10 protein-coding genes and 1 pseudogene are annotated in these 14,346 nt (G+C 63.6%); 2 read left to right on the top strand and 9 right to left on the bottom strand.

The features are described from left to right. Positions 1-141, bottom strand: a pseudogene (locus AC3EA7_RS07975) (IS5/IS1182 family transposase); the annotation flags it as partial. 102 nt (positions 142-243) lie between these two features. On the opposite strand from AC3EA7_RS07975, the gene AC3EA7_RS07970 reads away from it, so the two are divergent. Continuing rightward, on the top strand, positions 244-3,357 hold the full coding sequence (locus AC3EA7_RS07970) for an ATP-binding protein (RefSeq protein ID WP_488613510.1): 3,114 nt from the start codon (positions 244-246) through the stop codon (positions 3,355-3,357). Between the two features lie 66 nt (positions 3,358-3,423). Continuing rightward, the gene (locus AC3EA7_RS07965) at positions 3,424-3,996 is read left to right on the top strand and encodes a YceI family protein (protein WP_488613509.1); all 573 of its coding nucleotides are present in this window, start codon (positions 3,424-3,426) and stop codon (positions 3,994-3,996) included. Here the strand turns inward: AC3EA7_RS07965 and AC3EA7_RS07960 are convergent. The 8 genes from AC3EA7_RS07960 to AC3EA7_RS07925 all read right to left on the bottom strand — a co-directional run bounded on the left by AC3EA7_RS07960 (position 3,938) and on the right by AC3EA7_RS07925 (position 14,110). After that, positions 3,938-6,016, bottom strand: a complete 2,079-nt coding sequence (locus tag AC3EA7_RS07960) for a hydantoinase/oxoprolinase family protein (RefSeq protein ID WP_488613508.1) — start codon at positions 6,014-6,016, stop codon at positions 3,938-3,940. The two genes, AC3EA7_RS07965 and AC3EA7_RS07960, sit on opposite strands and share 59 nt — an antisense overlap. Beyond that, positions 6,013-7,875, bottom strand: coding sequence for a TolB family protein (locus AC3EA7_RS07955; protein WP_488613507.1), 1,863 nt, complete (start codon positions 7,873-7,875; stop codon positions 6,013-6,015). The genes AC3EA7_RS07960 and AC3EA7_RS07955 overlap by 4 nt, the downstream gene beginning before the upstream one ends. Positions 7,876-8,002: 127 nt before the next feature. Continuing rightward, positions 8,003-8,698 carry a LuxR C-terminal-related transcriptional regulator gene (locus AC3EA7_RS07950; protein ID WP_488613506.1) on the bottom strand — a complete coding sequence of 232 codons (696 nt, stop codon included), beginning with the start codon at positions 8,696-8,698 and terminating at the stop codon, positions 8,003-8,005. A gap of 208 nt (positions 8,699-8,906) precedes the next feature. Continuing rightward, a complete protein-coding gene (locus tag AC3EA7_RS07945) occupies positions 8,907-10,199 on the bottom strand; it encodes a sugar ABC transporter substrate-binding protein (RefSeq protein ID WP_488613505.1) in 1,293 nt (430 codons plus the stop codon). Between the two features lie 57 nt (positions 10,200-10,256). Beyond that, entirely contained in the window at positions 10,257-11,183 is a 927-nt protein-coding gene (locus tag AC3EA7_RS07940; protein ID WP_488613504.1) for a glycosylasparaginase, read from the bottom strand. Then, positions 11,180-12,067 (bottom strand): class I SAM-dependent methyltransferase, encoded by an 888-nt coding sequence (locus tag AC3EA7_RS07935; protein ID WP_488613503.1) that lies wholly within the window; start codon positions 12,065-12,067, stop codon positions 11,180-11,182. The genes AC3EA7_RS07940 and AC3EA7_RS07935 overlap by 4 nt, the downstream gene beginning before the upstream one ends. Then, a complete protein-coding gene (fabF, locus tag AC3EA7_RS07930) occupies positions 12,051-13,310 on the bottom strand; it encodes a beta-ketoacyl-ACP synthase II (protein ID WP_488613502.1) in 1,260 nt (419 codons plus the stop codon). The genes AC3EA7_RS07935 and fabF overlap by 17 nt, the downstream gene beginning before the upstream one ends. Continuing rightward, positions 13,307-14,110, bottom strand: a complete 804-nt coding sequence (locus tag AC3EA7_RS07925; protein WP_488613501.1) for a DUF4058 family protein — start codon at positions 14,108-14,110, stop codon at positions 13,307-13,309. Before AC3EA7_RS07925 ends, fabF begins: the two co-directional genes overlap by 4 nt. Positions 14,111-14,346: the final 236 nt, after the last annotated feature.

The raw sequence follows: 14,346 nt of genomic DNA, 5'->3' as shown, positions 1-14,346 counted from the left end.
GACGATCCAGCGCAATCCGTTAAAGACCTCGCGCAGCGAGTGGTCGCGCTGCGGGGCGTCTTCGGTCATGAAGGTCAGGGAGGGAGCGACGAAGGCCCGCTCCTCGTCGCTCACATCGCTTGGATAGGGTTTACGTGTCATACTGAAATCATACCACGTTTCTCTCTGAAGTGCATAACAGGCTCTAACCCCTAACCCCTAATTCCTAACCCCTGGTATAATGCACATCCTGCTGGAGGCGTTATGCTCACCATTCTCCTTCTCGGTCCGCCGCAGATCCTGTCCGATGGCGTCCCTATAACGGTGACGCGCCGTCGCGTTCGCGCACTGACCTACTATCTGGCAGCGCAGGGCAAACCTGTTCACCGCGAACGTTTGATGGACCTGTTCTGGTACGCCCACGAACGCGCCGCTGCCCGGCAGTTGCTCCGCACCACGCTCCACACTGCGCGCCGGGCGCTTGGATCGGTCATCGAAGGCGATGAGGAACTGACGATCGCATTCGATGTCGATGTAGACTATCGTGCGCTGGTCGATGCCGTGACAGCGCCCGCTGCCGATGAAGCGACGCTGGCTGCCGCGCTGGCGCGCTACCGTGACGATTTCCTGGCAGGCTTCACGCTTTCCGATGCACCACAGTTCACCGACTGGCTCGAAGCGGAGCGTGAACGGGTGCGCCTGCTGGCGGTGCGTGGATACACGCGCCTGGCGCGCGCCGCCGAGATGCGCGGTGATTTCGCTGCGGCGCTGACGGCGCTCGATCGCGCGCTGACGTTCGATCCGCTTCAGGAAGACCTGCAACGTGAATCTATTCGTCTGCACTACCTGGCAGGCGACCGGGTCGGCGCCATTCGCCGCTACGAGCGCCTGCGCGATATCCTCGACGCCGAACTGGGCGTACCGCCGATGCGTGAAACCCGTGAACTCTACGATGCGATCGTGACCGATCGCCTGGTCGATCGTGCGCTGGAACAGCGTCGCAGCGTCAGGGTTGAACGGGATGATCAACCGGCCGTTTCCAGCAACGGACCGCCGGCAGCGCGTTACACCTTGCCATCGTCGCTTCCATTCATCGGGCGTTCGGCGGAGATGGAAGCGATCGAGGCGGCTGGCGCGGGGCGTCTGACACTGATCGAAGGCGAAACCGGCATCGGCAAGACCCGCCTGGCATTCGAAGCGCTGGAACGATACGCTGCGCAGGGTGGATTGACCCTCATCACGGCTGCGCGCGAACTGGAGCAGGGGTTGCCCTACCAGCCCTGGATTGGATTGCTGCGCGATCTTCTGGCGCGCCCCAACTGGATGGATCTACGGGCGCGGCTCAATCTCGAACCAGTCTGGTTCGGCGAGGTGGCGCGGCTGTTGCCGGAGTTGACGCCCGGAATACCGGCGGCGGCGCAGGCGGACGAAGCGCGTCTCTGGGAAAGCGTGGCGCGATTGTTGATCGCACTGGCGCGCCAGCAGCCGCTGATGCTCCTCTTCGACGATCTCCACTGGGCGGATGCCAGCAGTCTTGGGCTTCTGGGGTATGTGGTACGGCGGGTTGAGGATGCGCCAGTGCGCCTGATTGCAACTGCGCGCACGACAGAGCATCAGGCGCCGCTGCGGGTGCTGCTGAATACGCTGCTTCGTGAAGGGCGCCTGGGGCGTGTGCTGCTGCGTCGCCTGAGCACCGCCGAAACTGAAGCGCTGGCGCGTGCGCTGAGCGCTCAGGACGCGCAGCGACTGGCGGCGTGGTTGTATCGCAACACCGAAGGCAACCCCTTTGTTATCGCGGAACTCGTGCGCCACGCCCGCGCAACCGGACTGCTTTCCGCCGATGGGCGGTTGAGCCCCATTCTGCCCGACGTTCCAATCGTGCCAATGTCGGTGTACAGCCTGATCCAGGAGCGTCTGGCGCGTCTTTCCGAGGAAGCGCGGCGCGTACTCGACACGGCGGTGGTGATTGGGCGAGTGTTTTCCTTCGATGTGGTGGCGCGCGCGGCTGCCCTTTCTGAAACCGCGGCGCTCGACGCGCTCGATGAACTGCGCGCTGCCCGGCTCATCGAGCCGCTGCCCGATGGTCGCTTTCAGTTCGACCATAGTTTGACGATGGAAGTGGCGCAGCGCGAGGTTGGCGAGCCGCGCCACCGGGCGTTGCACCGGCGCGTCGCCGAGGCGCTTGAGGCGCTCAACCGCGACCGGCTGGACGATGTGGCGGGGTTGATTGCCTGGCACTTCGCCGAAGGCGGAGTTCCCGAGCGCGCCGCAGCCTACGCGCTGCGCGCCGGTCGCCGTGCTGCGAACGTCGCCGCCTGGACGGAAGCGATTGCATTTTACGAACAGGCGCTGGCAGGCGTTGCGTCCGGGCAGCGGTTCGATGCACTGATGAACCTGGGTGAAGCGTTGCTGATGGGAGGCAGATCGGCGCAGGCGGCAGAGCGTTTCCACGAGTGTCTCGCGCTGGCGCGCACGCCTGCGGAGATGCGCCGGGCGCGTTTGAACCTGGCGCGTGCGCTGACGCCACAGGGACGCTATGCCGAAATGATCGAAGCGGTGCGCGGGCTGGAACGTGAAGGCGAGATCAATGAACGCATCGCCGCACTCTTCCTGTGGGGAACGGCGCTGTCGCTGGAAGGATCCGACCTGGTCGGCGCTGCGCTCCGTTTGCGTGAAGCGGCGCGCCTGATCCTCGCCCAACCCGCGCCCGATCCCGTCGCACTGGCGCAGGTGCGCTTCGAACTCGGCGGCGTGGCCGCCCAGCAGGGCGACCTCTCCACGGCGATTGCCTCCTACCGCGAGGCGCTGGCAGCCGCCGACAGCGCCGCCGATCGTTCAGAATCGCTCACATGGCGCATCCTGGCACGTAACAACCTTGCCTACCATCTGCACCTGCAAGGGCATCTGGACGAAGCCGAACGCTGGCTGGAGGAAGGGCTGCGCCTGGCGAGCGAGTACGGCGCGCCAGGTCTTCAACCATATCTCTTTTCGACGCGGGGTGAGATTGAACTGGCGCGCGGCGACCTCGACGCGGCTGAAGCCGGTTGGCTGGCGGGACTGACCCTCGCCGAACGCCTGGATGTTCCTGAACGTGTGGCTGGAATCACCGCCAACCTTGGGTTGGTTGCGTTGAGGCGGGGACGCACCACGCTCGCCATTCACCACCTTTCTGCAGCCCTGGCGCGCGCCGATACGCTGGGCGCCCGCCATCTCGCCGCACAGATCCGCGTCTGGCTGGCGCCGCTCCTCCCGCCCAACGAGGCGCGCAGCGTGCTCGCACAGGCGCGTACAATCGCCGAAAGCGGCGGTCGCCGTCGCCTTCTGGCAGATATCGTCCGGGCTGAAGAGTCACTTGCAACGTGTTCACGCTCATGTTGACGCTGCTGTTGATGCGGGAATGCTACACTGCATGTGAATAATCTTTCAGCAAAAGGAGCGCCAGGCATGGCTCAGTGGATCATTGACGACAGTCATTCCCTCATTCAGTTTACTGTCCGCCATATGATGATTTCGAAAGTGCGCGGGCGGTTCGACCGCTTCAATGGCACGATCACGGCAGATGAGCAGAACCCTGCCAATTCATCGGTGAATGTTCAGATTGAAGTCGCCAGTATCAACACGCGCGATGCAAAGCGCGACGGGCACCTGACATCGCCGGATTTCCTCGATATCGCCAATTATCCATACATCACCTTCGTCAGCAAGCGCATCGAGATGCTGGACACGTCGCACGGGCGTCTGATCGGCGACCTGACCATCCGCGGCGTGACCCGCGAAGTGACGCTCAATGTCGAATACAACGGTCAGGCGCGTTCGCCGTGGGGCACGGTCAGCGCCGGTTTTCATGCCAGTACGACGATCAACCGCAAAGACTGGGGATTGACCTGGAATGTAGCGCTGGAGACCGGCGGGGTGCTCGTCGGCGACGAGGTGGAGATCGATATCGAAGTTGAGTTGATCAGGCAGGAAGAGCAGCAGGAGACGGTTGAGGCGGCAGCGTCGTCATCAGCAGGTTAAGGTCGGCATCAACAACGAGGCGCCAGCCTGGCGGCACAATCGTCGTCGCGTCGAACTGGGCAATAATTGCCGGACCCTCGATCGTGTCGCCGGGGCGCAGGTCGTCGCGTTCGTATAGTGGCGCGGGTTCGAGTGTTGCTGTGTCACCGGTCAGCGCAGCCTGCACCACAACACGCGGCTGCAATGGCGCTGTACGCGGCGGCAACTCCTCCGGCGCGAAATCGATGGCGTTGCGTGGGCTGACCGCCCGTACCCGGAGTGTCACTACTTCGATGCGACGCTCACGCATGGCATGCCCGTAACGCCGTTCGTGCAATGCGTGAAATCGTTCCGCCAGGTCTGCCAGCGGCGCCGCTGATGTTTCCCAGCCGCTCTCCAGCGGGGTGGGGAGTTCATACGATTGTCCAGCATAGCGCAGGTCGAGCATGCACTCGATATGGCAGCCTCTGGGGTCCTCGCCGTCGGCTGCCAGCGCCGCCAGCGCCTCGTTTGCGAGCACGGCGATGTGCGCGGCGAGGGTTGCAGGATCGAGCGCATCGAGGGTCGTCAGCAACGCCCGGCTGCTCTCGCGGGTCACATCAGCGGCGATCATGCCAAGCGCCGACAACACTCCCGGATAACGCGGCGCCAGCACGGTGCGAATGCCGAGCGCAGCCGCCAGATGCGCCGCGTGCAGCGGTCCTGCGCCGCCGAATGCGACCAGCGCGCAGTCGCGCGGATCATCGCCGCGCTCGACGGAGATTGCCCGGATCGCGCGCTCCATCAGGGCATTGGCGACGCGCACCACGCCAAGCGCAGCCCGCCGTTCGTCACCAGGGTTTTGTGCACCGAACAGGTCTTGCGCCAGCGCCATGAATACCGTGCGCGCCCGCTCCACGTCGAGCGTCATTCGTCCACCCAGGAAATGGTCTGCCTGGAGGCGCCCCAGCAGCAGGTTGGCATCGGTTACGGTCGGCAGCGTCCCACGCCCGTAGCATGCCGGTCCCGGATCGGCGCCAGCGCTCTGTGGACCGACGCGCAGCGCGCCGCCAGCGTCTACCCTGGCAATCGAGCCGCCTCCCGCACCCACCGTGTGGATGTCCAGGCTCGGCAGGCGCACCGGCAGCCCGCCAACGTGCGACTCCGATGTGCGCGGCAGCGCCCCGTCAATCAGTGCAACATCGGTGGACGTTCCTCCCATATCGAAGGTGATGATCCGGCTGAAACCGGCGCGCTGTGCAACCGCGTATGCGCCAACAATACCGCCTGCCGGACCGGAGAGCGTCGTGCGCGCCGCCAGTTCACGGGCGGTCACCAGCCCTATGCTCCCGCCGTCGGAGGCCATGATGCGGATAGAGCGCACTCCGCGCGCTGTCAATGCCGGACCAAGACGATCCAGGTAGCGTCCGAGGACCGGGCTGACATAGGCATTGACGACGGTTGTGCTGGTGCGTTCGTATTCGCGTGGTTCGGGCAGGACGCGATGCGATGCCGAAATGAAGAGGACGCGCTGCGACGCGCGCGCTGCCTGTTCGAGCGCTGCGGCAACGCGCGCTTCGTGACAAGGGTTGGCGTAGCTGTGGATCAGGCAGATCGCAACCGACTCGACAGGCTGCGTGTCGATCCAGGCGATCAGGCGCGCCAGTTCATCGTCGTCGAGCGAGGTCAGCACACGTCCATCAGCCAGCATGCGCTCAACCAGTTCGAAGCGCCACGCTTCAGGAACCGGCGGATCGGGACGAGTCACATTCAGATCATAAAGCGCCGGTCGGTTGCCGCGCCCGATGGCCAGCACATCACCGAAGCCGCTGGTCGTAATCAGGGCAGTGGCGGCGCCGCGACGCTCGAGCAGCGCATTGGTTGCCACCGTCGTGCCATGAACGACGGCTGCCGGTGCGCCGAGCGTATCGACACCCTCCAGCAACGCACGCGCCGGGTCATCGGGCGTTGAGAGAATCTTATAGATGCGCACACGTCCGTCGCGCAGCAGTACGAAGTCGGTAAACGTGCCGCCAATATCGATGCCGAGGATCTCCATCATGGCGCCAGAGCAGTAATTGCGCGATCAGTTTCCACCAGGCGCACGCGCACATTGCCCGTCAGGTCCCAGTACCAGAGCGCAGCCGGTTCATCAGGCGCAACATGGAGCGGACCGGCCGGTCCCTCCGGTAGACGGTCGAAGGTGACATACGCCAGTGCATTCTGGTGTGCGGTGAAGGTCCCCAGACCGCCGGCAGCAATGCCGGCTGCCAGCACCCGGTCAGCGCCGTCGGCGTTTCGCGCGTGCAGCGTGTACTCATACACCGCATCGCTGGCGCAGGCGGTGGAGAGGTAGTAGAGCGTCCCGTCGGCGCTCCAGGCGACTGGGCGATTCCAGAACCCTGCGGCAATTGGGCTGAGACGTTCGATCTCGGCGCCCGACCGGTTCAGAATAAGCAGGTCAGCGCCGCTGCTGTCGATACGGAATGCTTCGACAGCAATGGCGCTGCCATCGGGTGCCGCCATCGGGCGACCAAATCCATCGTACCGGGCGCTGCGCTGCCCGCCTGCTCCCGACACCAGCAGCGCCATGCCAATATCGAGTTCGGTTCCATCGGATTCGCGCAGGAACAACGTCCTCCGACCATCCTCGGCGATCGCGGCGTAGATCAGACGCGCATCATCGAGCCATTGCGGTGCGTAACGACTCCACTCATCGCCGGATGGGGTCAGAACGACGGCAGGCGCGCCGGGAAAGACCTGTACCGAGAAAATGCGCAGTTGCGGCGGCGACACCCCCGCCTCATCAACCGCATAAGCGATCGTTGTTCCATCCGGCGACATGACCGGATCGGCGCACGAGCGTCCGCGCGGCGGCGGCGTCAACTGGCGGATCGAACCATTGTCCAGTTCCAGCACCCACAGGGTCGAAGCGGCGGCGGCATCCGCTGCAACCGTGCCCGGCGCCGTCGCGCAGAAGGCGAGCATCCGCGCATTCGGGCGCGCAGCCAGCGCTGTCACATCACCGAACTGCCCGGCGCGGAGGCGTTCGGTCAGATTTTCCGTTGCGCCATTGCTGATGCGCCAGATATCGCCAGACGCAAGGTAGAAGATTGGTGCAGCGGGCGCCGCCGCTGCGCCTGCCGGAATGCGCAGCAGGTCGCTCGCCTGGCTGACTGGTCCGCTCGTCGCTACATCGACGACCAGACGCAACGGATTATTTTCCAGGCGCACGCGGAACGGAAGCGGCTGATCGACGCCGATAACCAGCTGTGCGCCTGTAGTTGCGCCGGAGGGAACCCGAAACGCGGCAGCGCGTATGACCTGTGTGCCGCTCAACGGCACGGTCCGTGTCGCCAGCGATGCACGGAACGCATCATCGCGCAGCCATCCATCGAGCTGAACTTCGATGAGATAGGCGCCAGCCACCTCAGCCTCGCCGATAGTCTGGGGGGCGGCAGGCGCCGGGCGGCAGCGCGCCGAGGCGTGCGGTTGCGCCGAGTCGGCAGGAACGTCAAGCGCGAGTTCGAGGCGCTCAAAAAACGGTTCGACTGTGGCTGTAATTGTCGTCACCCGCATACTGAACCGCCCGCTCGATGGGTCGCCAGCCTGCTGATTGCACAGACTGAACTGCGCCAGAATCGGGTTTGGCGTCGGAGTGGGCGGCAGCGGCGTCGGCGTCGGCGTAGCGGTTGGGGTAGGCGGCAGCGGCGTCGGCGTCGGACCAGGAGTTGATGTTGGGGTGGGCGGCAGCGGCGTCGGCGTGTTGGTTGGCGGAATGGGCGTGATTGTTGGCGTCGAAGCTTCGACCGTTTCAATTTCGCGGATGCGTTCCTGTTCGGCGATCGAGAGTTGTTCACAGGCAGTGAGCGCCAGCGCCACAAAGGGTATGATCAAGAGGACGATACGAATTCGGGTCATGTCGTCTCACCAGACTTCAGGGCGACGACGGGTCGCGTGGGCGGGAACCATGGGATTGCGGCTTGACAATGACAGCAACGACGTTCCACCATTTCTCTCAGCATAACACGTCTGCCGAAAAGCGCAACTATGTCAGCGGGTCGCCGGGAAGCGCAACCTTAATCCAGCCGCGGCGCATGGCATAGACAACCGCCTGCGTGCGATCATTGACCGCCAGTTTGCGCAGGATCGACGAGATATGGTTCTTAACCGTCTGGTTGGAAATGTCGAGCAGTTTAGCAATTTCCTTGTTCGTGCGCCCGGCGGCGACCAGTTCGAGCACCTGCAACTCACGCGGCGAGAGCGGCGAGTAGATGCTCTGCGTATCCTCTTCCGCCGCCATCTGGCGAAAGGCGCTCAACACCTGCGCCGCAACGTCTGGCGAGGAGAGCACCAGATCATTAATCGGATAATTGCCGCGCCGCACCTGATGCAGCGTCTGCATTAACTTTTCAGGAGCGATGTTGCGCGGCACACAGGCAGCGATGCCAGCGCGAATGGCTTTGACCACTTCCTGCCCATCCATCGTCGAACTCAGCAGAACGATGCGAATATGCGGATGCGAACGTTTGATGGCGCGTGAGACTTCGAGACCATTGACTCCTGGCAGGTCCACCTCCATCACGACCATGTCGGGGTCGAGCAAGTCGACGATTTGAATCGCCTGCTGACCATTGCTTGCTTCGCCGATCACGCGGAAATCGGTTGAACTCGCCAGATGATGGCGCAACCCTTCACGAAACAGTGCGTGCGCGTTGACCAGCACGATCGAGGTTGAATTCACCCCGTCCTCCCGATGTGATGCGTTCTTCGCCCTCGCGCCGGGTGCTGAATGATGATGCGCTCGCTTAAGCGCGCTGCAACCCCTGTCGGTTGCCGGGGCGCCTGCAGAAAGCGACGAATGAAGTGTAAACTGTACGATTACCGGGTATTATACTGTAGACAATCTCTTTACACAAACCATAAACCGCCGCAGGCTCGTGCGTTCGCAATCAAGGCGCCGGTGCGGAAGGTTCCAATCGTTCGCGCAGCCGGCGGTCGGCTTCGGTCACGGCGTCGGCCGGCGTCGTAAGACCGAGCAACGCCTGACGCTGCATCCGCTTGATTTCCTGTTCCACAAAGGCGCGCGCACTTGAGTTGGGCATGGGCAGCCCCTGTTCCGCCTGAGTACGGAACACCCGCGCCGCGATCTCCTGCGGTGAGTCGCCGGTCAACGCCAGGCGGCGCGACGCTGGCTGCATATCGCTTTGCAGCAGAATGGTCTGCGCTTCTTCGCTGATCATGAAACGGATAAACCGTGCAGCCGCCACGCGCTCGTTTGCCCCAGCCAGATTGTTGATCGCCAGAACATCGGCACGCACATATGGACGTGGCGCTTGTCCCGTTTCACTCAGGCGCGGCAGCGGCGCAAGACCGATCTGCTCGCCCCACAGACCACGATAGACGCTCATCTGATGCGCCCAATCGAACGTCATAATGGCGCGTCCATCCTTCAACTCGCGATCGACCAGGATGCTGCTCTCGCTCCGCGCCAGGATGCGCGCGTCGTTTTGAAGTGCGATCAGCCAGGAAAGCCACTGTTCGGCGCCGGCGCGACCGGTTTCGCCAAGCGCAACCCGCCCTTCGTCATCGAACATCCGCCCGTCGAAGGCATACAGGTATCCAATCATATTGTCGTGCGACAGATTGAGCGCCAGCCCCCAGATCGGCGGTTGGGCTTCCGGGTCGCTCAACCCGCGTCCAATGGCGAGCATGGTTGCGGTATCGGCGGGAGGCTCGGTGAGATTAGCAGCGTTGTAGTAGAGCGCCAGCGTGTCGAAGCGCACAGGTACGCCATAAAGCCGTACTGTGCCGGCGGCGTCGCGCGCCTGCGCTCCCGCCAGCGTCACCGGCAGGAGCGCATCGATCTCCTGGGCTGGCATCAGATCATCGAGTGGAAGGAGCACTCCCGCTTCCGCCAGCCCGCCGATCCAGGTATTGGGAATAAGAATCAGGTGCGGACCGCTGCCCGCAGCGACAGATGCGCGCAGTTCGGCGGCGAAGCTCGCCAGCGGCACCGATTGCAGCACAATGCGCCCATCGCTCTGCTGACGGTTGTACTGCTCAACCAGGCGTCCAAGCGCCTGCCGATCACTGCCCGACCATCCATGCCAGAGGAGGAGTGGTCCGACACTGGGAGCGTTTGCGACGTTTGTCGGGGCTGAAGAGATGTCGGGCGCGCCGCGCGACTCACACCCGGCGAGCAACGCAGCAATCAGTAGAATGGCAACCAGATAGCATCGCATGATCCGGCGAGCACTCCTGTCATCCGCCGGATTATAGCATACCGACCGGTGCGTTGCTCAGTCGATGGATACGACGATGCGCGGCAGTTCGACGAAGTGATCCATGCCATCAGCCTGATAGACGCAGGTGCGCTCTTCCGCCGTGGTCATCGCGCAGTGGTTGCCATGCCGGTCGATAGCCACCAGGCTCATGACGTTCGGCGTGCCGCGCAGGATGGGCGCAAGATCGCGAAAGGCTTCACGGCACGCCTCTTCGAGCGGATAGCCCGCCTTGAGGTACAGCACCACGCTGCGCGCTGTCGCTGCGCGGATCGCCGCCTCGCCCCAGCCGGTGCACGCCGCCGCACCGTAGCGGTCGTCGGCATAGTTGCCGCCGCCAATGATCGGTGAGTCGCCAAGGCGTCCGGGGTATTTCCATGCCCACCCGCTGGTGCTGACCGCCGATGCAATCCGTCCCTGGCGATCCTGGGCAATAAAGTTGACCGTTCCGGTCACGTGTTCGGGGTCTGTCGTCAGTGTGGCGCTACGTCGGAACAGCGCGGCGACCAGCTCGGAGACGCCCTGCCAGTCGATCATCGCGCGCCCTTCGAGACCGGCGCGCCAGACCTTTTCGGCATGTTCCGTCAGCAGGTTTTCGCGTTGCATGCCGATTTCGGCGGCGAAACGCATCGCTCCCTCGCCGACTAGAATGACATGCGGCAGGTCCTCCATCACCCGCCGCGCCACGCTGATGGCGTAACGATACCCTTTCAGCGCCCCGACCGCACCTGCCCGCAGCGTGGTTCCGTCCATGATCGAGGCATCGAGTTCGACCTCGCCAAGCAGATTCGGATACCCGCCGTAGCCGACCGAATGATCGTGGGGATTGTCCTCCACCAGCCGCGTCGCCGCTTCGACGGCGTCGAGCGCCGAGCCTCCCGCCTGCAGAATGGCCCATCCAGCGGCAATGCCTGCGCTGCCATTGCTGCTGCCAATGATGATCATGTCGCTTCGCTCGCTTTCTGTTGCGCTTCTTTCTCGAATGCCAGCACCATGTAGCGCATCAGGCGCAGGCGGTGCAGCCAGCCAAAAACGGTAAAGAGTTCCGCCATGCCGTAATGATCCGGCAGCAGGTAGCGGATCAGTTTGCGCCAGATCGGAAACGTGGGCAGCAGACCGTGCGTGATGTTGTCGATCACGATTGGTTGCAGGCCAATGCGCTGTGCCGTGCGCTGGTAGACGTCGAGCGTATAACTCAGGTCGAACGGTCCAAAACTCGGCTCGATGATGCGCTCGATGGTTCCGCCAAGCATCCAGAGCGCAGTCCGCATCATCCACGTCGGCACAAAATCCGAGAGCGCCAGGCGTCCGCCGGGGCGCAACACGCGGTGCGCTTCACGGAGGAACGTTTCACGGTTGGGAAAATGGAAACTGCACTCGACCGCCAGCACCGTATCGAACGACTCATCGGCGTAAGGCAGGCGCATAGCGTCGCCAATCGAGAAATCGACCATGTTGCCAGGGCGAGCGCAGGCGATGTGGCGCGCCTGCTCGATCTGCAACGGGTCGATATTCAGCCCCAGCAATTCAACCTGATCGAAATGTTCGTTGAGCAGCGCCAGCGTGCCGCCGATGCCGCAGCCAACGTCGAGGACGCGCTGACCGGAGCGCACATTGCCCGCCTCGATGATCCGCAGCGTCAGCGCATCGGCGGCGCGCACGAAATCGGCGATCGAACCATCGGCATGCGCCGGGTCGTCCCAGAACCCGAAGTGAACATGCCGGCCAAAAGCGGCGAGCGCCACCGGGTCGGCCTCGCGACGCCGTTCCAGCACCCGCTCGAAGTAGGTCAACCCGACCTGTGATCGGCGCTTAGTAATCGTCTTCATACCGTCGAAACAGGACAACGGCGTTTTGTCCGCCGAAACCGAATGCATTGGCAAGCGCTACTCGCACATCCTGGCGGCGCGCCTGGTTGGGCACATAGTCGAGGTCGCAGGTCGGATCGGGCGTTTCGTAGTTGATTGTGGGCGGGACCATCCCGGTCTCGATGCTTTTAATACATGCAATAGCCGCCAGCGCGCCGGCGGCGCCCGCTGTATGCCCGACCATCGCCTTGATGCCGCTGACCGTCACGCGGTACGCATGATCGCCGAGTGCGCGCTTGATCGCAGCAGTCTCGGCAGTGTCGTTGAGCGGGGTGCCGGTGCCGTGGGCGCTGATATGATCGACATCCTCCGGGCGCAACCCGGCATCTTCGATGGCGCGACTGATAGCGAGCGCGGCAAACTCGCCGCCAGGCGCAGGCGCGGTCAGATGGTAGGCGTCTTCCGTTGCGCCGAATCCGGTGACTTCGGCGTAGATGCGCGCACCACGCGCCAGGGCGTACTCCAACCGTTCGAGAACCAGGATGCCGCACCCTTCGCCCCCAGCCGTCCCTTTGCGGTTGGCATCGAATGGGCGCACGGCGCGCGCCGGATCGTCGCCAGGCGGCGCAATCGCGCCAATGACCCCGAATGCCATGGCGTTGAGCGCGGTTACTCCCGCATCAGTTCCGCCACAGACCGCAATCAACGCATCGCCGCAATGCACCATGCGCGCCGCTTCGCCAATCGCGTAGGCGCCGGTGGCGCACGCGAGCACCGGCGTCGTCGTGGGACCGTGCAGCCGGTATTGCATCGCCACCTGGCACGATGCCATGTTGTAAATGAACGTTGGCATGTAGAAGGCGTCCACCCGTCGGCGTCCTCTGGCTTCGAATGCGAGCGCCTGTTCTTCCACCTCAGCCGTGCCGCCGAGCGACGTGCCAACATCGACTGCGATCTGCGTCCGGTCGATGGCTTCGAGGTTCAATCCACTATCGCGGAGCGCCTCGCCGGCCGCCGCGACCGCGAACTGCGCGAAACGCGCCATGCGCCGCGCCGCCTTTGCGTCCATGAAGTCGCGCGGATCGAAATCGCGCACTTCAGCAGCGATGACATAAGGGATCGTGGTGATATCGTAGCGTGTGGCATACGCGACGCCGGAACGTCCTTCCAGCAAAGCGTTCCAGAAGGCCGTCACGCCGATGCCAACAGGCGTTATTGCGCCTATTCCGGTCACCACAACGCGGTGTGTCGGTTTCGATTTCATACAGTCGTTGCACGTCGCACGCCTGCTGCACGCAGGCGCTCATCGATCCTGGCGAGTTCCTCAGCGCTCATTGCGGGCGGTGACGGCGGTTGCGTATAATCGATCAACAGGTCATACCCGACCAGCGCGAAACAGGCATCAACGGCGCGTTGCAGGTCCATCGCCGCACCAGCGTCCGGCGGCAGCAGCGGAATCGACACGTGCGGCAGGCGTTTGTCGAAAAAAGCGCACCAGACGTCAGTGTGCGGGCGTTGCTCGAAGCGACCGAGATAGACGTAATAGGGCACTGGCGGCGTGCCGTATAATGCAATCCGCGTCCCCTGGCGCAGCAGATCGATCTCCAGCAGATGAGTTTCAGTTTTGAGCAATTCCAGCCGGCGGCGCTGGTATTCGTCGTATCCGGCGCCAGACTTGTTGGCTGGCGCCAGGATTTCGATCAGGGTCACCAGGCGTTGTTCCGCCACATCGCGGATCTCGACGCTGAGTTGGGGCGTCTCCAACGCGCCTGGAAGCGAGACCGTCGGTTCGCCGACTGCGAGCGTCGCCGCAAACGGCGCTTTGTTCTCTTTCAAGCGCCGCTCAACAACGTGCACGTCGGGATAGAAGACCCGCTGATCAGGCGCGCCAAACAGTCCGACCGCCGGACGGTCGAGAATATACCGCTTCGCCAGCAGCGCCACGTAGCAGGGTTGGATCTGCGGCATCAGTTCGACGCTGATCTGGTGCGTCAGGCGTTCGTGAAACTCCTGAAACAATTCACCTTCGAGGTACGGGTCCATCCCGGGAAATGGCGACGGCATGACGCTCCTCCTGTACGGACGGTCATTATAGCACCATGTCGGGGTAGAGGTAAGAGACAAGAGGTGAGAGGGGCGCCACTGCTCCCTTCTCCCCGTGTGGGAGCAGGGGGGAAGAGGGGCAAGCAGGCGTCTTCCGCGTCCGGGTAGAGGTAAGAGACAAGAGGTGAGAGGGGCGCCACTGCTCCCTTCTCCCCGTGTGGGAGCAGGGGGGAAGAGGGGCAAGCAGGCGTCTTCCG

The sequence above is a fragment of the Roseiflexus sp. genome (genome assembly GCF_057785375.1).
This window is presented reverse-complemented; position numbering and strand designations above follow the sequence as displayed.